The organism is Gammaproteobacteria bacterium (genome assembly GCA_016712635.1).
Lineage (GTDB): Bacteria > Pseudomonadota > Gammaproteobacteria > SZUA-140 > SZUA-140 > JADJWH01.
Map to the genome: position 1 here is coordinate 26,229 of JADJQS010000006.1, position 22,496 is coordinate 48,724.

General features: G+C 61.3%; 27 protein-coding genes and 1 pseudogene. 20 read left to right on the forward strand and 8 right to left on the reverse strand.

Annotated elements, in window-relative coordinates:
- Nucleotides 1–2 precede the first annotated feature (2 nt).
- Nucleotides 3–431: a DUF3592 domain-containing protein gene (locus IPK65_07050; GenBank protein ID MBK8162892.1), complete on the reverse strand. Its 429-nt coding sequence runs from the start codon at nucleotides 429–431 to the stop codon at nucleotides 3–5.
- A 78-nt stretch (nucleotides 432–509) separates the two neighbouring features.
- Between IPK65_07050 and IPK65_07055 the strand changes: the two genes are divergently transcribed.
- Together IPK65_07055 and IPK65_07060 are read left to right on the forward strand one after the other, a co-directional pair.
- Nucleotides 510–1,022, forward strand: a complete 513-nt coding sequence (locus tag IPK65_07055) for a DUF615 domain-containing protein (GenBank protein MBK8162893.1) — start codon at nucleotides 510–512, stop codon at nucleotides 1,020–1,022.
- Nucleotides 1,019–1,318, forward strand: coding sequence for a SemiSWEET transporter (locus IPK65_07060; protein MBK8162894.1), 300 nt, complete (start codon nucleotides 1,019–1,021; stop codon nucleotides 1,316–1,318). The genes IPK65_07055 and IPK65_07060 overlap by 4 nt, the downstream gene beginning before the upstream one ends.
- A 98-nt stretch (nucleotides 1,319–1,416) precedes the next feature.
- Here the strand turns inward: IPK65_07060 and IPK65_07065 are convergent, their stop codons facing one another.
- Nucleotides 1,417–1,737 (reverse strand): hypothetical protein, encoded by a 321-nt coding sequence (locus IPK65_07065; protein MBK8162895.1) that lies wholly within the window; start codon nucleotides 1,735–1,737, stop codon nucleotides 1,417–1,419.
- Nucleotides 1,738–1,920: 183 nt separating this feature from the next.
- Between IPK65_07065 and IPK65_07070 the strand changes: the two are divergent.
- The 3 genes and pseudogenes from IPK65_07070 to tmpT all read left to right on the forward strand — a co-directional run bounded on the left by IPK65_07070 (nucleotide 1,921) and on the right by tmpT (nucleotide 3,900).
- Nucleotides 1,921–2,428, forward strand: a pseudogene (locus IPK65_07070) (DUF1993 domain-containing protein).
- 94 nt (nucleotides 2,429–2,522) lie between these two features.
- Nucleotides 2,523–3,230, forward strand: a complete 708-nt coding sequence (locus tag IPK65_07075) for a disulfide bond formation protein DsbA (GenBank protein ID MBK8162896.1) — start codon at nucleotides 2,523–2,525, stop codon at nucleotides 3,228–3,230.
- Between the two features lie 16 nt (nucleotides 3,231–3,246).
- Nucleotides 3,247–3,900, forward strand: coding sequence for a thiopurine S-methyltransferase (gene tmpT / locus IPK65_07080; GenBank protein ID MBK8162897.1), 654 nt, complete (start codon nucleotides 3,247–3,249; stop codon nucleotides 3,898–3,900).
- On the opposite strand, the gene IPK65_07085 is transcribed toward tmpT, so the two are convergent.
- Nucleotides 3,890–4,306, reverse strand: a complete 417-nt coding sequence (locus IPK65_07085) for a hypothetical protein (protein MBK8162898.1) — start codon at nucleotides 4,304–4,306, stop codon at nucleotides 3,890–3,892. The two genes, tmpT and IPK65_07085, sit on opposite strands and share 11 nt — an antisense overlap.
- Before the next feature lie 145 nt (nucleotides 4,307–4,451).
- Between IPK65_07085 and IPK65_07090 the strand changes: the two genes are divergently transcribed.
- The 7 genes from IPK65_07090 (at nucleotide 4,452) to IPK65_07120 (ending at nucleotide 11,617) form a co-directional block, all read left to right on the forward strand.
- Complete coding sequence (locus IPK65_07090) at nucleotides 4,452–4,766, forward strand: pyrimidine/purine nucleoside phosphorylase (protein MBK8162899.1); 315 nt, start codon at nucleotides 4,452–4,454, stop codon at nucleotides 4,764–4,766.
- A gap of 11 nt (nucleotides 4,767–4,777) precedes the next feature.
- Complete coding sequence (locus IPK65_07095; GenBank protein MBK8162900.1) at nucleotides 4,778–6,256, forward strand: DUF853 family protein; 1,479 nt, start codon at nucleotides 4,778–4,780, stop codon at nucleotides 6,254–6,256.
- Nucleotides 6,257–6,378: 122 nt separating this feature from the next.
- Nucleotides 6,379–6,768 carry a DUF3775 domain-containing protein gene (locus IPK65_07100; GenBank protein ID MBK8162901.1) on the forward strand — a complete coding sequence of 130 codons (390 nt, stop codon included), beginning with the start codon at nucleotides 6,379–6,381 and terminating at the stop codon, nucleotides 6,766–6,768.
- Between the two features lie 181 nt (nucleotides 6,769–6,949).
- Complete coding sequence (gene yeiP, locus IPK65_07105) at nucleotides 6,950–7,513, forward strand: elongation factor P-like protein YeiP (GenBank protein MBK8162902.1); 564 nt, start codon at nucleotides 6,950–6,952, stop codon at nucleotides 7,511–7,513.
- A 70-nt stretch (nucleotides 7,514–7,583) separates the two neighbouring features.
- Nucleotides 7,584–9,395: a DNA helicase RecQ gene (recQ, locus tag IPK65_07110; GenBank protein ID MBK8162903.1), complete on the forward strand. Its 1,812-nt coding sequence runs from the start codon at nucleotides 7,584–7,586 to the stop codon at nucleotides 9,393–9,395.
- A gap of 293 nt (nucleotides 9,396–9,688) precedes the next feature.
- The gene (locus tag IPK65_07115; GenBank protein MBK8162904.1) at nucleotides 9,689–9,892 is read left to right on the forward strand and encodes a cold-shock protein; all 204 of its coding nucleotides are present in this window, start codon (nucleotides 9,689–9,691) and stop codon (nucleotides 9,890–9,892) included.
- Between the two features lie 129 nt (nucleotides 9,893–10,021).
- The gene (locus IPK65_07120) at nucleotides 10,022–11,617 is read left to right on the forward strand and encodes an ABC-F family ATPase (GenBank protein MBK8162905.1); all 1,596 of its coding nucleotides are present in this window, start codon (nucleotides 10,022–10,024) and stop codon (nucleotides 11,615–11,617) included.
- A 150-nt stretch (nucleotides 11,618–11,767) separates the two neighbouring features.
- Here the strand turns inward: IPK65_07120 and IPK65_07125 are convergent, their stop codons facing one another.
- The gene (locus tag IPK65_07125) at nucleotides 11,768–13,117 is read right to left on the reverse strand and encodes a DEAD/DEAH box helicase (protein ID MBK8162906.1); all 1,350 of its coding nucleotides are present in this window, start codon (nucleotides 13,115–13,117) and stop codon (nucleotides 11,768–11,770) included.
- Nucleotides 13,118–13,479: 362 nt separating this feature from the next.
- On the opposite strand from IPK65_07125, the gene IPK65_07130 reads away from it, so the two are divergent.
- On the forward strand, nucleotides 13,480–14,298 hold the full coding sequence (locus IPK65_07130; GenBank protein MBK8162907.1) for an NYN domain-containing protein: 819 nt from the start codon (nucleotides 13,480–13,482) through the stop codon (nucleotides 14,296–14,298).
- A 440-nt stretch (nucleotides 14,299–14,738) separates the two neighbouring features.
- Here IPK65_07130 and csrA read toward each other — a convergent pair whose 3' ends face one another.
- From csrA to IPK65_07145, 3 genes are all read right to left on the reverse strand, one after another.
- The gene (gene csrA / locus IPK65_07135; protein MBK8162908.1) at nucleotides 14,739–14,915 is read right to left on the reverse strand and encodes a carbon storage regulator CsrA; all 177 of its coding nucleotides are present in this window, start codon (nucleotides 14,913–14,915) and stop codon (nucleotides 14,739–14,741) included.
- Nucleotides 14,916–15,063: 148 nt separating this feature from the next.
- The gene (locus tag IPK65_07140) at nucleotides 15,064–15,327 is read right to left on the reverse strand and encodes a hypothetical protein (GenBank protein ID MBK8162909.1); all 264 of its coding nucleotides are present in this window, start codon (nucleotides 15,325–15,327) and stop codon (nucleotides 15,064–15,066) included.
- Between the two features lie 244 nt (nucleotides 15,328–15,571).
- A complete protein-coding gene (locus tag IPK65_07145) occupies nucleotides 15,572–15,808 on the reverse strand; it encodes a hypothetical protein (protein MBK8162910.1) in 237 nt (78 codons plus the stop codon).
- Nucleotides 15,809–16,456: 648 nt separating this feature from the next.
- On the opposite strand from IPK65_07145, the gene IPK65_07150 reads away from it, so the two are divergent.
- The 7 genes from IPK65_07150 (at nucleotide 16,457) to IPK65_07180 (ending at nucleotide 21,435) form a co-directional block, all read left to right on the forward strand.
- Nucleotides 16,457–16,693, forward strand: a complete 237-nt coding sequence (locus IPK65_07150) for a DUF2934 domain-containing protein (protein ID MBK8162911.1) — start codon at nucleotides 16,457–16,459, stop codon at nucleotides 16,691–16,693.
- A gap of 135 nt (nucleotides 16,694–16,828) precedes the next feature.
- Nucleotides 16,829–17,008, forward strand: a complete 180-nt coding sequence (locus IPK65_07155; protein ID MBK8162912.1) for a CsbD family protein — start codon at nucleotides 16,829–16,831, stop codon at nucleotides 17,006–17,008.
- 113 nt (nucleotides 17,009–17,121) lie between these two features.
- Nucleotides 17,122–17,886 (forward strand): BON domain-containing protein, encoded by a 765-nt coding sequence (locus IPK65_07160; protein ID MBK8162913.1) that lies wholly within the window; start codon nucleotides 17,122–17,124, stop codon nucleotides 17,884–17,886.
- Nucleotides 17,887–18,613: 727 nt separating this feature from the next.
- On the forward strand, nucleotides 18,614–19,054 hold the full coding sequence (locus IPK65_07165) for a hypothetical protein (GenBank protein MBK8162914.1): 441 nt from the start codon (nucleotides 18,614–18,616) through the stop codon (nucleotides 19,052–19,054).
- A gap of 291 nt (nucleotides 19,055–19,345) precedes the next feature.
- On the forward strand, nucleotides 19,346–19,657 hold the full coding sequence (locus IPK65_07170) for a DUF883 domain-containing protein (protein MBK8162915.1): 312 nt from the start codon (nucleotides 19,346–19,348) through the stop codon (nucleotides 19,655–19,657).
- A 1,123-nt stretch (nucleotides 19,658–20,780) separates the two neighbouring features.
- On the forward strand, nucleotides 20,781–20,990 hold the full coding sequence (locus IPK65_07175) for a CsbD family protein (protein ID MBK8162916.1): 210 nt from the start codon (nucleotides 20,781–20,783) through the stop codon (nucleotides 20,988–20,990).
- A complete protein-coding gene (locus IPK65_07180) occupies nucleotides 20,980–21,435 on the forward strand; it encodes a hypothetical protein (GenBank protein MBK8162917.1) in 456 nt (151 codons plus the stop codon). The genes IPK65_07175 and IPK65_07180 overlap by 11 nt, the downstream gene beginning before the upstream one ends.
- A 93-nt stretch (nucleotides 21,436–21,528) precedes the next feature.
- On the opposite strand, the gene IPK65_07185 is transcribed toward IPK65_07180, so the two are convergent.
- A complete protein-coding gene (locus IPK65_07185) occupies nucleotides 21,529–22,488 on the reverse strand; it encodes a PA2778 family cysteine peptidase (protein MBK8162918.1) in 960 nt (319 codons plus the stop codon).
- Between the last annotated feature and the right edge of the window lie 8 nt (nucleotides 22,489–22,496).

Consider the following 22,496-nt stretch of genomic DNA (forward strand, 5'->3'; position numbering starts at 1 on the left):
CGTCAGATCAGCAGCATGGCGACGCCCAGCAGGGCCGCGCCGGTGCCGAACGCGAAGATGAGCCAGTCGCCCGCGCCGCGGCCGCGTTCGAGCAGGGCGGTGTCCGGGCGCTGGGGGTCGTAGCAGACCGTGATGCGGCGGCCGGCGGGGTAGTCGCGCAGCCAGACCGCGGCGAGTTCCGGGCTCGGCAGCTCCCCGGCGGGCAGTACAAGCGTGCGGCGATAGATTTTCCCGTCGACCCGGTAACTGAATACAATATGCGGCAGCAGGTCGTCGTCCATGCCGGCGGGTTCCGCCGTCTCGATGACGCCGTCCGCGGCGGGCCAGCGGCGCACGGCGCGCGCGCGGGCGATCAGCCGGAGGCCCCACGCCGCGGTGGCGAGACCGCCGAGAATGAAGAGACCGATGATGACCAGGTATGCATTGAACATGGCGCCCCCCGGGGCGACTCTACCACAGTTCGCGCCGCGGTCATCCGCGGGCGCGCCGCCGTCAGATCGGGGTGCCGGATGAATGTGGAGAAGGAAGATGCCGACGCGTCGGCGGGGCGCCCGAACAAGGCGCGGCAGAAACGCGAGACCGAGGCCCTGCGTGCGCTGGCGCAGCGGCTCATCGCGCTGTCGCCCGCGCGCCTGGCGAAACTGCCGCTCGATGACGAGCTGCGCGGGGAGATCCTGGCGGCGCAGGATTTCGAGCGCGGCGCACTGGCGCGCCAGCTGCGCTATCTGATCGGACTGTTGCGCGCGGCGGACACGGCGCTGATCACGCGCGCGGCAGACCAGCTCGACCAGCCGCGGCACGCGGCGGCGCGTGTGTTCCATCAGGTGGAACAATGGCGCGACGCGCTGGTCGCGGGCGACGAGGCCTTGCTGGCGGAATTGCTCGCGCGCTTTCCGGCGGCGGAACGCACGCGGCTGAAGCAGCTGGCGGACGCCGCGCGCGACGAGCGCGCGCATGGCAAGCCGCCCAGGTCGGGCCGCCAACTGTTCCGGTACCTGGCCGGCCTGGTCGGGGAATCATGAATCCCGTCGAGCTGATCGGCACCCTGGCCGGCGTCCTGACCACCATCGCCTTCGTGCCCCAGGTGGTGAAGATCTGGCGTTCCGGCACGGCGGAAGACATCTCGCTGCTCACGTTTTCCCTCTACAGCGCCGGCCTGCTGCTGTGGCTGCTGTACGGGATCGCGCTGCGCTCGCTGCCGCTCATGGCGGCGAACGGCGTCACCTTCCTGCTGACGCTCTCGGTGCTGGCGTTGAAACTGAGCCACATGCGCAGGAAGCGCCGCACGCTCGCGGCGGCGGGGGAGAGGCCGCTGTGAACAGGTGAGGCGTCAGGTGTCAGGCGTGAAGGGTAATGGGTGATGGGTTTATGTGCGTGCACAGGGGACAGATTTAAATCTGTCCCCTGATCAGCGGCCTATTTGCTGATCGTCGCCTGCTCGATGATGACCGGGTAGACGTAGCCGGCGCCGAAGTCGCGGTCGACCACCAGCGTGCCGGTGATCGTCACCTCGTCGCCGACCTCTGCGGTGTCCGTGCTGGTGACGGTGATGTCATTGCTGTCCGCCGCGCCGGTGCCGTCCTGGATGTGCAGGAAGTTCTTGTTCATGATCCCGTTGTTGACCTTGACCACCTTGCCGTGGACGGCGACCTGCTGGCCGTTCAGTTCGGTCTTGTGCTGGTGGACCTGCTCCACGGTCTTGCGGTCTCCGGCCGCCTGGGCCGTCCCGAGGGTCAGGAAGGCGAGGCCGGCGCACAGGGTGATGAGGTATCGCTGCATGGGTGAGTCTCCTTGGTTGATACGCCGTTTTATCACAGACGGGCATGCGTGAACAGGCGGCTTGCGCGGCTCCGTGCTATGCTCGCGGCGCGGGAGGATGTCCTCCGGCAACCCGACCGGACAGCACAGGGAGTTACGACGATGGCAATTTCGATGTACCAGGCCTGCGTCCCGCCGCTCACGCGGACGCTGAACAATCTGAGCGGCCTCCTGGAGAAGGCGGCGGCGCACGCCGAGGCGCGCAAGATCGACCCCGCCGTGCTGATCGGCAGCCGGTTGTATCCCGACATGTTTCCGCTCGCACGCCAGGTGCAGATCGCGAGCGACAACGCGAAGGGCTGCGCCCGCGCGCCTCGCCGGACTGGACCCGCCGCGCTTTGATGACACCGAGACCACCTTCCCGGAGCTGACCGCGCGCCTGCGCAAGACGGTGGATTTTCTCGCCACCGTGCGGCCCGAACAGATCGACGGCTCTGAGGAGCGCACCATCACTCTGGTGATGCGCCACGGCACGCTGACCTTCCCCGGCCAGACCTACCTGCTCAACTACGCGCTGCCGAACGTCTATTTCCACGCGACCACGGCCTACGCCATCCTGCGCCATAACGGCGTCGAGGTCGGGAAGCAGGATTTCCTCGGGAAGTTCTGAGGCGCTGTTCAATCCGGCACGGATTGTCACCGGGACGACGGCGGCGCTACTCTAGCCGTTATCGCGAACCCTTTGGCGCAGACCCTGACGGGACATGAGCGGAACCGAGTCGATCAAGCTGACCCACTTCTCCGACCTGCTGTGCATCTGGGCCTACGTTTCGCAGGTCCGCGTGGACGAGCTGAAGGCGAGCTTCGGCGCGCGGGTCCAGCTCGATTACCGTTTCATCCCGGTGTTCGGCGCCGTTGCGCACCGCATCGAGAAGGGCTGGCAGGCGCGCGGCGGGCGCGCGGGTTATGCCGCGCACGTGCAGGAGACGGCGCGCCTGTTTCCCCATATCGAGGTGCATCCGCGTCTGTGGCTGGACGACGCGCCGGCCTCGTCGGCGAACGTCCACCTGTTCCTTAAGGCGGTGCAGTGCCTGATCGGGGCCGGTGTGATCCCGGCGCGGGCCGCGCCGGGCGCGACCGGGCGTGACATGTTCGAGGAGCTGGCCTGGCAGTTGCGCCTGGCCTTCTTCCGCGATGCGCGCAATATCGCGCGGCGCGAGGTGCAGTTCGGGCTGGCCGCCGGGCTGGGCCTGCCGCCGGAGCCGATCCGGGCGGCGCTGGAGGACGGCACCGCGATGGCGGAACTGTGCCGCGATCTCGATCTGTGCAAGGAGCTGTCCATCGGCGGCAGCCCGACCTATGTGCTGAACGAGGGGCGGCAGAAGCTGTACGGCAATGTCGGCTACAAGGTCATCGCGGCGAACGTGCAGGAGATCCTACAGCGCCCGGAGGACCAGGCGAGCTGGTGCTGAGAGAAGAGGTGTTGCGATGGATGCGGGATTCTGGCATCGAAAATGGGAAACGAATGACATCGGCTTCCACACAGGCGAGGCCAACCCTCATCTCGTCAGATATTTCAGGGAGCTCTCCCTGGAGCCGGGTGGCCGGGTCTTCCTGCCCTTGTGCGGCAAGACGCTCGACATCGCCTGGTTGCTTGCCAGCGGCTATCGTGTCGCCGGGGCTGAGCTGAGCAGGGTCGCCATCGGGCAATTGTTTGCGGGGCTGGGGGTGGAGCCTGAGATCTCGGAAGCCGGCGAGTTGAGCCGTTACAGCGCGGAAGGCATCGACATCTTCGCCGGCGATATCTTCCGCCTGTCCGCCCGGGCGCTCGGTCCGGTCGATGCGGTTTACGACCGGGCGGCGCTGGTGGCCCTGCCCGCAGAGATGCGCGGGCGCTACGCGGCGCACCTGGCGGAGATCACGGCAGGGGCGCCGCAGCTGCTGGTCTGCTATGAGTATGACCAGGCCCTGGCGGCGGGTCCTCCCTTCTCAGTCCATAACGAAGAAGTGGGCCGGCACTATCGGGGCAGTTACGACCTGACCCTGCTCGCCAGCGTGGACGTTCCCGGCGGGCTGAAGGGAAAATGCGCGGCCAGGGAGAACATCTGGCTGTTGAAAGGCCAGGGCCGGGTCAGCGGCTGATTCCGAACGCATTGTCCAGCGCAGCGCGCAGGGTCTGCTCGTCGCGCACGCTGACCAGCACGCCGCGGCGCGTGCCGTCAGGGTCGAACAGCACCAGGACGCTGCCGCCGACCTGCTCGTGCTCCATGAAGATCTGTCCCATCTCGGTGTCGATGTCGACGGCGAGGAATTCGATCCGGCCGGCGTAGTCGGCGCGCACCCGGTCGAGCAGGGTCATCAGTTCCAGGCTCTGCACCGCCTCCTTGTTGTGCGTCAGCACGACCACGTTGGTGCCCTCGCCGATGCGCGACAGGTCGTCGCTGAAGCCCTTGGGCAGCATCAGGAAGGCGATCACCAGCAGGGCGGCGATGACGCCGACGGTGAGCAGGCTGGAGCGCAGGGCGGATCCGGTCTGGGTACTGGACATGGCGCCCATCATAGCCGGTCCCACCGCGAAAAAGAACGGCCCCCGGGCGGGTGGAGGTGGATCGGTACCGCGTTCCGGCAGTAAGATACGTCCAGTCGTGTCGCCCTGAATCAAATCCCGGACCCGTAGACGGAGAGCATGCAGCGTGAGCCAGTTCGATGATGTGAGCGTGGTGAAGAAGGCCAATGTGTATTTTGACGGCAGGTGCGTATCGCACACCGTGCTGTTCCGGGACGGCAGCCGCAAGAGCGTCGGCGTGATCCTGCCCGGTGCCCCGCTCACCTTCAACACCGGCGCGCCCGAGGTCATGGAGCTGACCGGCGGCCGCTGCCGCGTGCGCCTGCCCGGTGCGGCGGACTGGCAGGCCTTCGGCGCGGGCCAGTCGTTCAAGGTGGCGGGCAACAGCCGCTTCGACATCGAGGCGCTGGAGCCGCTCGACTACGTGTGCCATTTCGGTTGAACGGGGCGGGCATGGACACCGGCGGGGTACGCATCGGGGGCCACGCGGGCGGCATGATCGCGCTGCCGCTGCGCATGGGCAACCGCCACGGCCTGATCAGCGGCGCGACCGGCACCGGCAAGACGGTGACCCTGCAGGTGATCGCGGAGGGCTTCGCGCGCGCCGGGGTGCCGGTGTTCATGGCGGACGTCAAGGGCGACCTGTCCGGCCTGGCGGCCGCAGGTGCTCCGCACGAGCGCATCGCCAGGCGCATCGCCGATCTCGGCCTGCAGGGCTACACGCAGCGCGCCTATCCGATCCTGTTCTGGGACCTGTTCGGCCAGCGCGGACATCCGATCCGCGCCACGGTCTCGGACATGGGGCCGCTGCTGCTGGCCAGCCTGATCGAGCTGAACGACACCCAGACCAGCGTGCTGCACGCGGTGTTCAAGATTGCCGACGACCAGGGCCTGCTGCTGCTCGACATGAAAGACCTGCGCGCCATGCTGACCTGGGTGGCGGAGCACGCGAAGGAGCTGCAGGCCAGTTACGGCAACATGAACGCCGTCAGCATCGCGGCGATCCAGCGCGGACTGCTGGTGCTGGAGCAGCAGGGCGCGGAGCAGTTCTTCGGCGAGCCGCAGGTCGCGCTGCCCGACCTGATGCAGACGGACTTCTCCGGCAGCGGCGTGATCTCCGTGCTGGATGCCACCGCGCTGATGACGCGGCCGCGCCTGTACGCGATGTTCCTGCTGTGGCTGATCGCCGAACTGTTCGAGCAGCTGCCGGAGGTGGGCGACGCGGACAAGCCGCGCCTGGTGTTTTTCTTCGACGAGGCGCACCTGCTGTTCGACGGCGCACCCAGGGCGCTGGTCGACAAGATCGAGCAGGTCGTGCGCCTGATCCGCTCCAAGGGCGTGGGCGTGTATTTTGTCACCCAGAGCCCGCTCGACATCCCCGAGGACGTGCTCGGCCAGCTCGGCAACCGCGTGCAGCACGCCCTGCGTGCATTCACCCCCAAGGATCAGAAGGCGGTCCGCGCCGCCGCGGAGACCTTTCGCGCGAACGAAGGCCTCGACACCGCCAAGGCGATCACCGAGCTGGGGGTGGGCGAGGCGCTGGTGTCGGTGCTCGACGCCGAGGGCCGCCCGACCCCGGTGGAGCGCGCGCTGATCTGCCCGCCGGAGTCGCGCATCGGGCCGCTCTCCGACCCGGAGCGCGCCGAGCGCCTGGCGCGTTCCCCGCTCAAGGGCCGTTACGACCAGACGCTCGACCGCGTCTCCGCCTACGAGGCGCTGAAGCAGCGCGCCGACGTGGAGGCCCAGCAGGAAGCGGTCGAGCGCGCGCAACGCGACCAGCCGGTGCTGGCGCGCGCGCCGCGCGGGGCGGGACGTACGCGCCAGACGCCGATCGAGGCCATGGCCCAGAGCGCGGCACGTGCGATCGGCAGCTCGATCGGGCGCCAGATCGTGCGCGGCGTGCTGGGGTCGCTGCTGGGCAAGATGCGCTGAATAAGTATGGGGACAGACTTGAGTCTGTCCCCATGCACTTGGTTTGATGGCTAGATAACTTGCGGTATCACGCCGGCGCTTTATAGAATGGGCCGGATCTTCTCGCCCCGCCCGAGGCCGCCATGCTGGAACAGATCAACCCGGAAACCGTCTGCCGAATCATCGGCGGCATTCGCGAATTTCAGGCCAAGGAGGAGGTGGTGCTGCCCGAGGTGACGGACAGTTCCAGCGACGACTGGGCGCTGCAGGTGCTGGCCGACCACGGCGACGACCTGACCTACGACGAGACCCGCGGCGTGATCGACGACCTGGAGCCCGATCAGCAGATCGCGCTGGTGGCCCTGATGTGGGTCGGTCGCGGCGACTTCCTGGAGACGGAGTGGGATGACGCGCTGGCGGCGGCGGAGGAGCACTGGAATCCGCGCACGGCGGAATACCTGCTCGCGACCCCGCTCGCCGACGACTACATCGAGGAAGGCCTCGCCCTGCTCGGGTATTCGTGCGCGGAGTAATAGATCAGTCGTGGGACAGATTTCAGATCTGTCCCCGTTCATACACGAGAGTCGACGAATAGCAGGCAGGGAACAGATTAAATAAATCTGTCCCCAATTTATGTCCGGGCAGGAAAGAACCAGCTGCGTGCCGGAACGGGGGCGGACTGGCAGTGCGTACCCATGGAATAAGCGGAATGCGATGAAGGCGAACGAAGTGAAGCGTGGCATGGTCATCCAGGTGGACGGCCAGAACATCCTGATCCTGCAGACCACGGTGCAGACGGCGTCCTCGCGCAGCGGCAACACGCTGTACAAGATGCGCGGCCGCAATATCGTCACGCGGCAGAAGTTCGAGCGCGGCTTCAAGGGCGACGAGGTGGTGGAGGAGGTGGAGTTCGCGCGCCGTCCGGTGCAGTTCCTGTTCCGCGACGCCGACGGCTGCACCTTCATGGACAGCGAGAGCTACGAGCAATTCACCGTATCGGCCGAGTCGATCGAGGAAGAGCTCCAGTACATGGGCGAGGGGATCGAGGGTCTGGCAGCGCTGGTGGCGGACGACAAGGTGCTGGGCATCGAACTGCCGCCGACCATCACGCTCGCCATCACCGAGTGCGCGCCCGGCATCAAGGGCGCCTCCGCCTCCGCCCGCTCCAAGCCGGCGACGCTGTCCACCGGGCTGGTGGTGCAGGTGCCGGAATACCTGGGGCCGGGCGATGTGATCAAGGTCAACACCGAGACCGGCGCCTACATGTCACGCGCCTGATGCCATCAACCGCTTGCCGATCCTTCACCCGCGCCGTCCACCCTGGAATGTTGAAACCGGGCCGGATGCCGTGCTAGCCGGCGCCCAAACCGACGCACCCCTGCGCCTGCTGAACAGCGTGTTCGGCCACCCGGAGTTCCGCGGTGCCCAGCGCGAGATCGTGGAACACGTGGCAGCGGGCGGCGACGCGCTGGTGCTGATGCCGACCGGCGGCGGCAAGTCGCTGTGTTACCAGCTGCCGGCGCTGCTGCGCCCGGGTACCGCGCTGGTGGTGTCGCCGCTGATCGCGCTGATGCAGGACCAGGTGGACGCGCTGCGCCAGCTCGGCGTGCGCGCCGCGCTGATCAACTCCACCCTGGACGCCGACGCCGTGGCCGCCACCGAGCGCGCGCTGCGCGCGGGCGAGCTCGACCTGCTCTATTGCGCGCCCGAGCGCCTGGTGATGCCGCGCATGCTGGCCGCGCTGGAGCAGTCCCGCCTCGCGCTGTTCGCCATCGACGAGGCGCACTGCGTGTCGCAGTGGGGCCACGATTTCCGCCCCGAGTATCTCCAGCTATCGCTCCTGCACGAGCGCTTTCCCGCGGTGCCGCGCATCGCGCTGACCGCCACCGCCGATCCGCAGACGCGCGCCGAGATCATCCGCCGCCTCGGCCTCGGCGAGGCGCGCGTGTTCGTCTCCAGCTTCGACCGCCCGAACATCCGCTACACCATCGTCGACAAGCAGGAAGCCCGCGCCCAGCTGCTGCGCTTCATCCGTACGGCGTACGCGGGGGAGGCCGGCATCGTCTACTGCCTGTCGCGCCGCAAGGTGGACGAGACGGCGGCCTGGCTGGCGTCCCAGGGTGTGCGCGCGCTGCCTTACCACGCCGGCATGTCGTCCGAGGCGCGCGCGGAACACCAGGCGCGCTTCCAGCGCGAGGATGGCGTCGTGATGGTCGCCACCATCGCCTTCGGCATGGGCATCGACAAGCCGGACGTGCGCTTCGTCGCCCATCTCGACCTGCCCAAGAGCGTCGAGGGGTACTACCAGGAGACCGGGCGCGCCGGCCGCGACGGCGCCCCGGCCGACGCCTGGATGGCCTACGGTCTGGGCGACGTGGTGCAGCAGCGCCGCATGATCGACCAGTCGGAGGGCAGCGAGGACTACAAGCGCGTGTCGGCGGCCAAGCTCGAGGCGCTGCTCGGCCTGTGCGAGACCGCCGGCTGCCGCCGCGTGCGCCTGCTCGCCTATTTCGGCGAGGCGAGCGCGCCGTGCGGCAACTGCGATACCTGCCTCGAGGCGCCGCAGACCTGGGACGCCACCGAGGCGGTGCGCAAGGCGCTGTCGTGCATCTACCGCACCGGACAGCGTTTCGGCGCGGTGCACCTCATCGACGTGCTGCGCGGGCGCACCACCGAGCGCATCACGCAATGGGGGCACGACCGGCTGGCGGTATTCGGTATCGGCAGCGAGCTGGACGAGAATGCCTGGCGCAGTGTGTTCCGCCAGCTGGTCGCGCTGGGCTATGCGCGCCCCGACCACGAGGCCTACGGCGCCCTGCGCCTGACCGAGGCGAGCCGGCCCGTGCTGAAGGGAGAGCAGCGCATCGATCTGCGCCGCGCCGCGCCACGCAAGGCGGGCAAGGTTCCGCGCCAGGGCGCGGCGTCCGCCGGCGCTGTCTCCATGGCGGATGCCCCGCTGATGGAACGCCTCAAGGCCTGGCGCGCCGGGCAGGCGCGCGAGCAGGCGGTGCCGGCCTACGTGATCTTCCACGACAGTACGCTCGCCGCGCTTGCGGCCGAGCGGCCGCGCGACCTCGACGGGCTTTCCGCGATCGACGGCATCGGGACACGGAAGCTGGAACGCTATGGTCCCCAGCTGCTTGAACTGCTGCGCGACTGATGACGAAGCAGGGAAAATTTGTCAGTGCAATCAGAAGGTAATCAGCGGATGTCGTGGCGGGGCGGGTGTGGTCTGCAGACCAAGCGCAGGTATGGCCATGATGGCCGCTTTTGTGATGTATTTTGTGGGGATAACGCCGCGCTTTGCCTACGGCGCGGGTTTCTGTATAGTAGCCGGGTCGCAGCTTAATTCTTGTGGCAGTTCGGTAGCCCTCCTGTTGTACGGATGACCCTCCGCAGACTTGCACTACAAGAAAAACTGCAAACATTAAATTTCATTATTGAGGTATTTCCGTGACGACAGGAACAGTAAAGTGGTTCAACGACAGCAAAGGTTTCGGCTTCATCACCCCTTCGGACGGTGGCAAGGATGTGTTCGTGCATCACTCCGCGATCCAGGGCAGCGGCTTCAAGTCGCTGGCCGAGGGTCAGCAGGTGCAGTTCGAAATCACCCAGGGCCAGAAGGGCCCGGCTGCTGAGAACGTGCGACCGCTCTAAGCGTCCAACGCTGCTCACGCAGAGTTAGACCCGAACCCCGCCCTCGTGGCGGGGTTCTTATTTTCCGGGTTCCCTGCCGCGTCCTGCATCCGTTTCGTTCATCCTTCATCACCCAGCTGGAATCGTACCTTGCTCGCAACAGCCAACCTCACCATGCAGTTCGGGGCGAAGCCCCTGTTCGAAAACATCTCGGTCAAATTCGGCCATGGCAACCGCTACGGCCTGATCGGCGCCAACGGCTGCGGCAAATCGACCCTGATGAAGATCCTCGGGCGCGACCTTGAGCCCACCGCCGGCAACGTCAGCGTCGACGCCAACGAGCGCATCGGCAAGCTGCGCCAGGACCAGTTCGCCTTCGAGGAATATCCGGTGCTCGATACGGTGTTCATGGGACATGCCCGCCTGTGGGCGGTGAAGCAGGAACGCGACCGCATCTACGCGAGCGTCGAGATGAGCGAGGCCGACGGCATGAAGGCGGCTGAGCTGGAGATCGAATTCGCCGAGCTGGACGGCTATACCGCGGAGGCGCGCGCCGGCGAACTGCTGCTCGGCGTCGGCATCCCGCTGGAACAGCACGCCGGTCTGATGAGCGCCGTGGCGCCGGGCTGGAAGCTGCGCGTGCTGCTGGCGCAGGCGCTGTTCGCCGACCCCGAGATCCTGCTGCTGGACGAGCCGACCAACAACCTCGATATCAACACCATCCGCTGGCTGGAGGAGGTTCTGGTCGAGCGCAGCAGCACCATGATCATCATCTCGCACGATCGCCACTTCCTGAACCGCGTGTGCACCCACATGGCGGACCTCGATTACGGCGAGCTGCGCGTCTTTCCGGGCAATTACGACGAATACATGATCGCGGCCACCCAGGCGCGCGATCGCCTGCTGAGCGACAACGCGAAGAAGAAGGCGCAGATCGCCGAGCTGCAGACCTTCGTCAGCCGCTTCTCCGCCAACGCCTCCAAGGCCAAGCAGGCCACATCGCGCGCGCGCCAGATCGAGAAGATCAAGCTGGACGAGGTGAAGCCGTCGAGCCGCGTGAACCCCTTCATCCGCTTCGACCAGGAGAAGAAGATCCATCGCATGGCGCTCGAGCTGAAGGATGTCGCCAAGGGCTTCGGCGGGATCCCGCTGTTTAGCGGCCTCGACATGCTGGTCGAGGCGGGCGAACGCGTCGCGGTGATCGGGCCTAACGGCAGCGGCAAGACCACGCTGCTGCGCTGCCTGCTGGGCGAGCTGGCGCCGGACCGCGGCCAGATCAAGTGGTCGGAGAACGCCGTTCCGGGCTACTTCGCGCAGGATCACGCGACGGATTTCGCCGCGGACATGTCGCTGTTCGAGTGGATGAGCCAGTGGAAGCGGCCCGGCATCGACGATCAGGCGATCCGCGCCACGCTCGGCCGGCTGCTGTTCTCGACCGATGAAACCGACAAGCCGGTGCGCGTGCTGTCGGGCGGCGAACAGGGGCGCATGCTGTTCGGCAAGCTGACGCTGCAGCGCCCCAACGTCCTGATCATGGACGAACCGACCAACCACCTCGACATGGAGTCGATCGAGTCCCTCAACACCGCGCTGGAACACTATCCCGGCACGCTGATCTTCGTCAGCCACGACCGCGAATTCGTCTCTTCGCTCGCGACGCGCATCATCGAGCTCGGCACGCCGCGCGGCGTCGTGACCTTCAACGGCAACTACGAGGACTACCTGCGCAGCCAGGGCGTGGCGTGAAGGGACAGGTGCAAAAAAAGGGGACAGATTTTACAATCTGTCCCCGGTATCAAATCACAGCTTGCACTGAGTGCTGGCGCAGCCCAATGTCTTTGAGTCTGCTGCAGTAGCTGAAGAGGACAGACTCAAGTCTGTCCCCCTTGATCTTGCTTACGCCCCGTCGCGATTGCCGCTGCGGCGCGAGCCCTGGTGCTGGGGGCGACCCGTGCCCTGGCGGTGAGGTGACTGCGAGTGGTGGTGCCGGCCGCCGGCCGGTTTGCCGTGCCCGGGGCGGACGGGGCGCTGTTCCGTGCCACCACGACCCGATTGGGGCCGGCCGCCATGGGCGCCGCGGCCGTTGACGATCGGCTCAGGCCTGATCGACGGATCCGGCTCGTATCCCGGCACCACCACCCGCGGCAGTGTGCGCTTGATCAGGCGCTCGATGTCCTGCAGCAGCTTGTGTTCGTCCACGCATACCAGCGAGATGGCGGCACCCTCGTTTCCGGCGCGGCCGGTACGGCCGATGCGGTGCACATAGTCCTCCGGCACATTGGGCAGCTCGAAGTTCACCACATGCGGCAGCTGGTCGATGTCGAGGCCGCGTGCCGCGATATCGGTCGCCACCAGCACGCGCACCGTCCCCTGCTTGAAGTCCGCCAGGGCGCGCGTGCGCGCCCCCTGGCTCTTGTTGCCGTGGATGGCGGCGGTGCCGATGCCGTCGCTCTCGAGCTGGCGTGCGAGGCGGTCGGCGCCATGCTTGGTGCGGGTGAACACCAGCACCTGGCGCCAGTTCTGCGAACCGATCATGTACGACAGCAGTTCGCGCTTGCGCGTCCTGTCAACCGGATGAATCACCTGGGTGATCAGTTCGGCGGAGGCATTGCGGCGCGCCACCTCGATCAGTGCGGGCTGGTGCAGCAGGGTGTCGGCGAGCTGCTTGATCTCGTCCGGGAAGGTGGCCGAGAAGAGCAGGTTCTGCCGCCGCTTCGGCAGCAGGGCGAGGATTCGGCGGATGTCATGGATGAAGCCCATGTCCAGCATGCGGTCCGCCTCGTCGAGCACCAGGAATTCGATCCGGGACAGGTCGACGTTTTTCTGCGAGACGTGGTCGAGCAGGCGTCCCGGCGTCGCCACCAGGATATCAACGCCGCGGCGCAGGGCCGCGATCTGGGGATTGATGCCGACACCGCCGAAGATGATCGCGGACTTGAGCGGCAGATGGCGGCCATAGGCGGCGACGCTCTCGCCTACCTGCGCCGCGAGCTCGCGCGTCGGCGTCAGGATGAGGGCGCGCACGTGGCGGCGGCCCTCGGTGTGCGGACGCGCGCTCATCAGCTGCAGCAGCGGAAGCGTGAAGCCGGCCGTCTTGCCGGTGCCGGTCTGGGCGCCGCCCATGATGTCGCGGCCGGCGAGGATCACCGGGATGGCCTGGCGCTGGATCGGGGTGGGCTCGGTATAGCCCTGTTCGGCGACGGCGCGCAGCAATGCGGCCGACAGGCCGAGGGTATCAAATGACATGGAATTCTCCTGCTTGGGTGTTCCCGGATTAATTTCGAGTCCGGGACATCGGGTGTGATGAACGGTTGTCTCGGGTCCGCTGGGCTGGACTCAATCGGGGGCGCGGAGGGCCCCGCGCTGGCATGGCGGCCATTATACGTAAATCTGCCGCCGGATGTGTCCCTTTTTTTCGCCGCCGCCCGGCGGAGCCCGCCGGGCGGCCCCCGGATCGACCTCGTGGCCTTGATGAGGCACAGTGGAATCCGCCCCGGATCGCGGCGCGCCGCCATCGGCTGCAGCATACCCCCCGGGGTGTCGCGCCGGGCGCGGCGAGGTATCATGTGCGGAGATCATCCGGCCGCCGTGGCCGCAACGGGAGGAGCATGAACGGAAAGACCAAGACCGAGAACATGGCATTGTTCTGCGATTTCGAGAACGTGGCGCTTGGCGTGCAGGATGCACGCTACGCCGCCTTCGACGTCCAGAAGGTGCTGGAGCGGCTGCTGCTGAAGGGCAGTATCGTGGTGAAGAAGGCGTACTGCGACTGGGAACGCTACAAGGAATTCAAGAAGTCGATGCACGAGGCGGCCTTCGAGCTGATCGAGATTCCGCACGTACGCATGTCCGGCAAGAACTCGGCCGACATCCGCATGGTGGTGGACGCGCTCGACCTGTGCTACACCAAGGCGCACGTGGACACCTTCGTCATCATCAGCGGCGACTCAGACTTCTCGCCGCTGGTGAGCAAGCTGCGCGAGAACAACAAGGTGGTGATCGGTGTCGGCGTGAAGAAATCCACCTCCGACCTGCTGATCTCCAACTGCGACGAGTTCATCTTCTACGACGACCTGGTGCGGGCGACGGAGAAGCAGGCCAAGGCCAAGGCGAAGCACAAGAAAGCGCAGCCCAAGACGGCGAAGAAGACCGAGGAGGGCGTGCAGGAGGACAAGAAGCAGGCGGCGCTGGACCTGGTGCTGGAGACGGTCGCCGACCTGTTCGAGGAGCGCGGCGAGGAGGAGAAGGTGTGGGGCTCGATGGTCAAGCAGGCGCTGAAACGGCGCAAGCCCGGTTTCAACGAGACCTACCACGGTTTCCGCACCTTCGGCAAACTGCTGGAGGAGGCGCAGGAGCTCAAGCTGCTGGAGCTGGAGCACGACGAGAAGTCCGGCGGCTATATCATCAAGAGCTACGTGCACGACTGACCGGCGCCAGCCCGACTTGCAGCGTGGCGGCATGCGCAGATTTCCCGGCCGCGCCTGAAGCCGCTGTTCGCGATGCCGGCCGCGGTGGACGGGGCTGGCCCTGCTCCTGTGCGGCGATGCCATGCCCGGGCACGGCATGCCGGATCCTGCTGCATTCCGGCGATCACGCACGGCGCGCGCGAATAACGCGGGATCACCAGGATTCCGCGGTCGCGTTCAACAAACCGGCGCAGGCACTGGCCAGCCTGCGACACCGGGACGAGGCCGGGCGGTCGGCGCCAAGTGCTGTACCTGCGCTATGTACCGGCAATGCATTCTGACATCCCGGATCGCACTGATTCGGGCAGGTTCTATTCAATCGAATTCGTGTAACGTGTCCCGCATCACCTGATATATATCAATCTATTACTGCTTGAAGATCCTGCGGCCTGGCTTGAGTATTAACTTGTTTCTTTCGTCGATTGAATCCGGTCATAAATTTCCTGACGATGTACGGTAATACTCAGCGGCGCCTCTATGCCAAAGCGTACCTGGTTGCCTTTGATGGAGACAACGGTGATCTGGATGTCATCCGAAATTCGGATAGCCTCACCTATCTTGCGAGTCAGTACCAGCATGTTTATGCTCCTGTATGGCTTTCACCCGCGTCTCGCATTCCAGGCGCGACGTAAGTGAGGGATTAACTTTCCGGAACACGTCCGGCACACCCTGATTCCCGCCATGTATATCGTTATAATAATTTCACCAATTACTCGAAGTGTCGGATCAAACCGAAAATAATCTGTAACCGCTGCTCCTCGCCTTTTGCCTTGCCAGTGTTTTTCTGAGAGCCATTTTATATGTATAGTCATAGGCGAAATCGAGAAACACCTGTTCGCTCTGAAACAGGTCCCTGTATTTACCTTGACTCCACGCTACAACTGCCCTGTTGCGCGCAGATCTGGCAACCCTTCTCGCGATTGTTTCCGCCTTCTTCTGATCTACCCCATCTGAGGTTTCGCCATCCTTCAATGTTTTATGCATCAACATGACGGCATCTCCTGTAATGGAATCCTTTGGCAATTCCGGTCACGTTATGCAGCAGATCACGGGGCCGACATGATGTAATCAAGGCAGGCGAGGCAGTGCTGCGTATTCACCTGAATTGGCCGTCGTCTCCAGGGTGCTGCCACCATCGGTCCGGTACTTCTGCAACCTCTGGTACGATCGGTATCTGCCATGTGTCTGTGATAGGAGACACCGAGACATGCAGCCCAGGACGGATCCGGGCGCATCAATAAACTATTTTCTTGATCTTTTGCTTTGCAATTGCTTTTACAAACGCCACTTCGTACGCAACGCTGTAGGCGCAATCAGCAAACACTTCCCGGCTTCGTCTGGTGCTCGGGTCCCACGCCGCAAGGGCCTTGGTGCGCGCGGCATTTGCTATTCTCTTGGCGATTTCATGCGCCTTCTTGCGGTTAATCTCGCCAGATGTATCGTTACCATTCAATGCAATATGCACAGTCATGACAGAATCTCCTGTACCGGTGTAATCCAGTAATTCCGATCACGTAATGCAAATAAGATTGGGTCTAAATGCAGGAAAGCAAGATATACGAGGCATGAATTCATTGCACATGAAGATCAGGAATACTCCCGCCCCGAGCGAGCGCGAGGAAATATCCATGCTGACCATTACACCGAGTGCAGGCTATGGCTACTGCCGGTCAGGCGCTGTATTCACATGTCTCGGAAGATATCAAGATAACTCGATAACCTGCGGTAGCCTGACATCCTGTTGGACGATGTTCTCGTGAATGCACGGAATATTATCGAATTAATGGTGGAGATCCGGAATGACCGGTCTGTTCGATATCGAACAGACCGCGCCATTGATAAGCCGCAATATCCTCTCACCGATTAGTCATAGAGAGCGATGCAAGGGCATATAAACCTGTTTGCTGTTGCAGGCGACGGTTAAGCCAGGGAAGCACGAAGTGAAGTACGGATTAAGACCCGCCACAGGAGGCAGGGATTATTGCCCTCAATTCGCAATCTTTGACTCATCGGTACCCACAACAGCGATGCGCGAGGTTTACCCGCACATCCACTAACGCTTTCCGAGTACAGCGGTGTGCGAGTCTATCGTCATCAGTTTAACCAGAAGGAATAATACATGACCACGCAAAATTACGAATCAAAGTCACATCCCTATGGTAGCGGTAAAAGCTCGGAGTTTGGACGACATCTTGATGTGGCGACGGAGATTTCAGAGGAACAGCGCGACCATATGATCGCGGAAGCCGCGTATTACATTGCAGAGCACCGTCATTTCGAGAGTGGTGACACAATCCATGACTGGTTGCAGGCGCAGAATGAGATAGACAGTAAAATTAATCGTACCCATCGTTGATCAGGCGAAATAATCGCAGGCGGGCGGATTGGTCCGATGCCGGCCAGAGAGCAGGATTCCGCCGGTTTACTCGTCATTGTCTATATGCGCGTGTGAATGACAGCAGAGAAGAGAAAACAGAAGAGGAGATATGCAATGAAAACCAGCACTAAAGATCAGGCAGAGGGCAAGTTGCACAAGGCAAAGGGTAAGATCAAGGAGATGACAGGAAAGCTGATCGATAATCCGGAATTGGAAGCCGAAGGAAAGGGCGAGAACATCGCCGGCCAGGTTCAGGAAAAGATCGGCCAGATTGAGAAGGTTGCAGGGAAGTAGGAGTGAGTGCGGGTTTGCAGGATCTCCTCGAGCCCGCAAGCGCGATTGCATCAGAGTCAGTATCGTTACCGGTAGATAGTATCCGGTTCATGAGTAAATTCAGGAGAGAAGCAATGAAATATCAATATTCTGGAAGTTTCCTGGCGGGCGCGATAGCCATGCTGGTGATGAGTATGCCGGTGCTTGCGTCCAAGACGGATGAGAAAATCGAGTCAACTGTCAGGAGTTCGTATGTGTTCAAGACCTATCTCAAGAGCGATGACATCAAGGTTGAATCCAGGGATGGTATCGTGACTTTGACGGGCACTGTAATCGATGCCTCCCACAAATCACTGGCTCAAGAGACCGTCGCTGGCCAGCCCGATGTCAAACGTGTGGATAACAAGCTGACGGTGAAGGGTGATCAGCCCGCGGAAAATTCCGACGCATGGCTTGTCGCAAAAGTGAAAACCACGCTTTTATTCCACCGAAACGTCAGTACTCTCACCGAGGTGTCGATCAATAACGGCGCGGTGACACTGCGAGGCGACGCAGGAAGCCAGGCGGAAAAGGACCTGACGACCGAGTATGCCAAGGATATCGATGGGGTCAAGAGCGTCAACAATGAGATGACCGTATCAGGTACGTCAGTAAAGAAAGACGCAACAGTGGGTGAGGTGGTCGATGATGCCTCCATCACAGCACTGGTCAAGCTGACATTGCTGAGTCACCGCTCAACCAGCGCTTTGCATACCAAGGCAGTGACTAACAACGGCGTGGTAACACTGAGCGGTGATGCCAGGAATGCGGCAGAAATCTCATTGGCCACCAAGCTTGTCAGTGATGTAAAAGGTGTGAAAGATGTGAAAAACCACATGTCCATCGCCGGCGTAGAATAAACTTGTAGATTGCTCAGAGTCCCGGCGCAATTACTGCGCTGGGATTCGGCAATTCCAGGGGCCTGTAATTTGGTGTTATAGACGATCTGGTCAAATGGCTGGAGACCAGTTTATACGATTGAATCAGGGAGCCTCTGACTAGACGGGTAGATCACCGAAATAGCGTTCAGTAGCTACCGTGTCATCGCGAGTGAGAATCTTGTCTCCTCCTGGCCTACGCGGCCTCTCTCTTCAGTAGCCATACACTGGGCCGTCTTGAACCAGTATGCACCGTTTACTCCGTGGCGGGTATTTCGCTGATTAACTTTTCAAACCCGCCTCATCGAGAAGATATCTGCCGCCTCTATTATGTCTTATCAATTATGTCCCGCCTGGGTAGTACCGGCGGCCTCTCAGACACCCTTTCGGCGCACTGGCTACATCATTGAGATGACTGTGCAGGTTATCACAAGATCGTACGTTGCGGCATGGCTGTACATCGTCAACAGCCAATGCGCTGGACTATGTGCGCCGGTAGGATGCTGGCATAAAGCGACGACTGTCTGATGACTGAAAGAAGTGTTTGCGTATAGTTCAGAGCAAGGCACTGTTAGGACTGCAGAAGCGAAGAACTTACCGCAATACGTACGTTATCGAACATACATGAATGTTAACCTCAATTAAGGTAGTAATTGCCTGATTCGCTCGAGCATAGTTATGCGCACACACAATGTAGCATCCAGAGATAATGACAATGAAAATATTAAAAGTCGTTGTATTGGCGTTGGCAATCACCTTGCTATTAACTTTAATCATCTCTTCCGAAAGCATATCGCAAGAGATGGTAATCGAACGTTCACAGGTTGTGCATGGACATTCCACAGAGAAATCCCGGCAAGATGCGCTTTACTACAAAGCCGGCGATATCTACTATTCAGAACGAATTAAATGTATGTATCAAGAGAATGATGCGAGAGAGCAATGTCAAAATGTCGCAAAAGATGCATACGATGTGACAACGCGGCGCATTGTGAAATATTACAAGGCAGAGGCCGTGTACTACACATCAAAGATGAAATGCAGATCTCTTACTGGTGGCGCTAAAGAAGTGTGCCAGAAGACAGCCAAGCATGCATACGACACCACAATGCGTAACACAGAAGCGCTGGTAGGTGTAGCCGATAAATGATGCTCGCAGGAACGAGCAGAAATCCTGTGATAACTCTGCCGTATGTGCCTGCATTGGTTTCTCGGCGCCAAGTACACTGATAATTATTTAATGCCAGCTAGCGCCCAAAGTGAATAGGATTCACGTAAGGAGCATTCCTTTTTGACTATGTCGGATAGCGTACGGATAGAAGACATTCAATTCGTTATGTTGATATCAGCGGCAGGTAACTGGAAGGAATGATAACGTCCAGGCAAGGTATGCGGGCAGGTTATACCGCATCTTATCAACGAGCATAGAAACAGGCGCGACATGATGACCGATACTAAACAGGCAATTAACCAGTTAACCGATGATCTCAGGGCGGTTATGGGCGATGCCGAAGAGTTGCTCAACGCAATTACAGGCCAGACCGGCGAGGAAATCGTTGCATTGCGATCCCGTACTGAGGGTCACCTGCGACAATTGAGGCAAAAGCTCGGTGACATGGAAAGTAGAGTATTAAATCGCACAAAGGCGGCTGTTCGGGCGACTGATCAGCTCGTACATGATAATCCCTGGCGATCAATATTGATTGCTTCTGGAGTGGGGCTATTGTTCGGCATAGTAGCCGGACGGCGTTAATGTAGTCTTAAAAGAGGATAATAAAATGAATGCACCAAAGGATAATTCGAGGCGTGATTTCCTGAAGAAAACGGCCTATGTCGTTCCTTTAATAATGACGATGAGCGTCGCACCGTCACTTGCGAGCGCAGGGTCGCCCAGGCGACCGCATAACGGCGGTAATGACGGTAAAGGAATGGAGTCCCGATCCCGCGAACGTGGACGACGCCCTCGCCATGGCTTCCTTCACAAGCTTAAATCGTCGATTCGCAAGGCTTTCTGGTAACAAGCGGTATAGAGCCCACTATTCATCATTGGGGCCTGCAAGGGTGAAGTCACTGCGCAGGCCCAGACCATTACAGATGCGTTTTAGCACCCGATGATTGGAGATGAATGGTTTAAAAGCAGGGGTTTGCTACGCAACATCTTTATACCGGAATTAGATTCTACTGCTCGTAATTGTACTGTTTTGGTGGACATCTATATGTGCTAGGTCGCGCGCGGTGTAGGTAGAAATGAACCTTACTCTAACTGATACTCAGCGCAGGGCCTTTGAAACAAGTCGCCCAAAAATTACAGACCGCCGGATTGCATGGTATCAGAAAGTACTGCAATTACGACCACCCTGTAAATCGGCAAGGCCGGGCAGCAGCTCTTTGTAATCGGTGTGATCCCGAGATTCGGATTTCAACAAACAGGGAGAGTTAAATATGGCTAGTAGATATCCGGTTTCCAGTAATGACCAGGAAGCGCCTGGTCTTTTCTACAGCACAAGAACGACCAGTGCCATCAGCAAGGGGGAGGAGGAGGCGCTCGTGAGTCAGGCTATGAAGCAATTCTATACCCGACTTTACGATACACGGAAGGCCGCAATAATTGAGGCAAGGACGATCACTTCCCGGTAGCTGCAATGAAATATGTATCAATACGATTCTGCGGCGTGGCGCTGGGAATTGACATTGATTCCGCAGACAGGCGGCATTATTTGCTGGAACGTCGCCGGCTCTTGCTGATAATGGTGACATCAGGCTATGCGCCCCTCCGTACAGACCGCGCGTAATCGCACGCATATGCTCACATTAGAGCGTTAGACAGTAGGCACGGCGTTTCAGATCATAGCCTCAATAATTAAACGGAGATAACCATGAACAGAGATCAGATCAAAGGACATGTCAAGAAAGCAGAAGGAGAAGTCAGGGAAGTCACCGGCAGGAGCATCGGGAGCTATGTTCTTGTACAAAAGGGAAAGCTCCAGAAAACCGTTGGAGAAAACCAGGCAGGTTATGGTGTTCTCAAGGATGACCTCAAGAATGTCAACGAACTCGCACTGACAGGAGATGTATATGAATTATGAAGCGCGCGATAAGTATGGAGTATACAAAGATGATGCCAGTGGTAATCTCAAGCCCGGGCCCCATCCGAAGAAGGCCAACGCTCCCAATGTGGTCCGCGTCTACAACCGTAACGATGATGAATCCGGTCTAATGACGGATAACCGCGCTGGATATGTACAGCGCAAAGCAGGACAAACGGAGACGTTAAGTACGAAGATACATGATCCGCTCACTCATGATTACGTTATATTTGCGGGAATCACAATAATTATGGCCTTGATGGTTGTGGTGGCTCATTTAACCTACGGCAATCTTGCCGTGGCAGAATGGCAACTCTCAAAGGCGATCGAGACTCTTCCGGGTCTGAATCCATGGGTGATCATCGGTGGGGCTGCTGTTCTCGGGCTCATGGTCATTCTCACGCCGCGACTACGTAGTAGTATGCGTCATCTAGTGCCGTCCTGAACAGTACTCTCATCGTACAGCCGACGTTACATACATAAAACCACTGTAACGATCAGCAGCGCTCGAGCTGAGGACGGCGACACCCTGGATATCCTAGTGAATTATCCGTTGTAACCGGATATCCGCCAGCGTCTGGTGAAAAACGTCGGTGTTCTCGCCGCCGATCTCCACGGCCTTCTGCGCCGCTTGCTCGGCCTCGTACCAGCGCTGCCGGTCGGCCAGCACCTGCGCCAGGTTGTTGAACGCGACCGCGGCCCCGGGGTGGTCCTGGGTGGCGGCACGGAACGCCTGTTCGGCGCCGTGCAGATCGTTGAGGGCGTAACGGCTGTTGCCGAGTCCCATGCGTGCACCGAGACTCTGTGGCCAGCGCTGCAGGGCGGTGGCGTAGGCAGTGGCAGCATCGTCCCAGCGTTTGAGATTTTCCAGCGCAAGCACCGCCTGCAGATACGGCAGTTCCTCCGCCGTCTTTGGCAGCGTGTCCGGCGGCAGGACCACGATGGCCCAGTAATCGCCGCGGCGCCAGGTATGTTCGAAGGTTTGCAGCGAGGTCACATGCCGGCGCTCCCGCCCCGAGCGCAGAACGATGTTGGAGCGCGCCAGGTCGTACCCCACGACCACCGCGTAGTGCCAGAACGGCATCACGGTAAACCCAAGGTTTTGCAATACCAGCACCGGATGGCCGGTGGCGACCTCTTCCGCCAGAGTCTCGAGTTGAGGGCGCAACACATACGGCACGCGCCCGTGACGGCGCGCCGCCGCAAGCAATTCGAACTGCAGGCTGCCCTGGCGCCCCGGCAGAAACACCTGCGGCCCAAGTTCTTCGGGGGTGACGTTCAGTCCTGAATTGTTAAGCATGGTGGCGAGCGCCGCCGGTCCACACTGATACGCTTCCTGCGCGAAGAACGGCACAGTGGTGAGCTCCACCGGCTGTGGGAACTCCGGCGCCGATTCGACCAGCCGTTTCGTTTGCGGCGTCGCGCACCCACCCAGAACCATCAGCAGCACGAGATAAAAAGTGCCCGGACAGCGCCGGGCGCTACTGTAACTACGCATGATCAGGT

Bases quoted from the DNA above. Each gene is read 5' to 3' on its own strand.
- IPK65_07050 (MBK8162892.1), bottom strand. From the start codon at position 431: ATGTTCAATGCATACCTGGTCATCATCGGTCTCTTCATTCTCGGCGGT.
- IPK65_07055 (MBK8162893.1), top strand. From the start codon at position 510: ATGAATGTGGAGAAGGAAGATGCCGACGCGTCGGCGGGGCGCCCGAAC.
- IPK65_07060 (MBK8162894.1), top strand. From the start codon at position 1,019: ATGAATCCCGTCGAGCTGATCGGCACCCTGGCCGGCGTCCTGACCACC.
- IPK65_07075 (MBK8162896.1), top strand. From the start codon at position 2,523: ATGAGCGGAACCGAGTCGATCAAGCTGACCCACTTCTCCGACCTGCTG.
- tmpT (MBK8162897.1), top strand. From the start codon at position 3,247: ATGGATGCGGGATTCTGGCATCGAAAATGGGAAACGAATGACATCGGC.
- IPK65_07085 (MBK8162898.1), bottom strand. From the start codon at position 4,306: ATGTCCAGTACCCAGACCGGATCCGCCCTGCGCTCCAGCCTGCTCACC.
- IPK65_07095 (MBK8162900.1), top strand. From the start codon at position 4,778: ATGGACACCGGCGGGGTACGCATCGGGGGCCACGCGGGCGGCATGATC.
- IPK65_07100 (MBK8162901.1), top strand. From the start codon at position 6,379: ATGCTGGAACAGATCAACCCGGAAACCGTCTGCCGAATCATCGGCGGC.
- yeiP (MBK8162902.1), top strand. From the start codon at position 6,950: ATGAAGGCGAACGAAGTGAAGCGTGGCATGGTCATCCAGGTGGACGGC.
- IPK65_07125 (MBK8162906.1), bottom strand. From the start codon at position 13,117: ATGTCATTTGATACCCTCGGCCTGTCGGCCGCATTGCTGCGCGCCGTC.
- IPK65_07130 (MBK8162907.1), top strand. From the start codon at position 13,480: ATGAACGGAAAGACCAAGACCGAGAACATGGCATTGTTCTGCGATTTC.
- csrA (MBK8162908.1), bottom strand. From the start codon at position 14,915: ATGCTGGTACTGACTCGCAAGATAGGTGAGGCTATCCGAATTTCGGAT.
- IPK65_07140 (MBK8162909.1), bottom strand. From the start codon at position 15,327: ATGTTGATGCATAAAACATTGAAGGATGGCGAAACCTCAGATGGGGTA.
- IPK65_07145 (MBK8162910.1), bottom strand. From the start codon at position 15,808: ATGACTGTGCATATTGCATTGAATGGTAACGATACATCTGGCGAGATT.
- IPK65_07150 (MBK8162911.1), top strand. From the start codon at position 16,457: ATGACCACGCAAAATTACGAATCAAAGTCACATCCCTATGGTAGCGGT.
- IPK65_07155 (MBK8162912.1), top strand. From the start codon at position 16,829: ATGAAAACCAGCACTAAAGATCAGGCAGAGGGCAAGTTGCACAAGGCA.
- IPK65_07160 (MBK8162913.1), top strand. From the start codon at position 17,122: ATGAAATATCAATATTCTGGAAGTTTCCTGGCGGGCGCGATAGCCATG.
- IPK65_07165 (MBK8162914.1), top strand. From the start codon at position 18,614: ATGACAATGAAAATATTAAAAGTCGTTGTATTGGCGTTGGCAATCACC.
- IPK65_07170 (MBK8162915.1), top strand. From the start codon at position 19,346: ATGATGACCGATACTAAACAGGCAATTAACCAGTTAACCGATGATCTC.
- IPK65_07175 (MBK8162916.1), top strand. From the start codon at position 20,781: ATGAACAGAGATCAGATCAAAGGACATGTCAAGAAAGCAGAAGGAGAA.
- IPK65_07180 (MBK8162917.1), top strand. From the start codon at position 20,980: ATGAATTATGAAGCGCGCGATAAGTATGGAGTATACAAAGATGATGCC.
- IPK65_07185 (MBK8162918.1), bottom strand. From the start codon at position 22,488: ATGCGTAGTTACAGTAGCGCCCGGCGCTGTCCGGGCACTTTTTATCTC.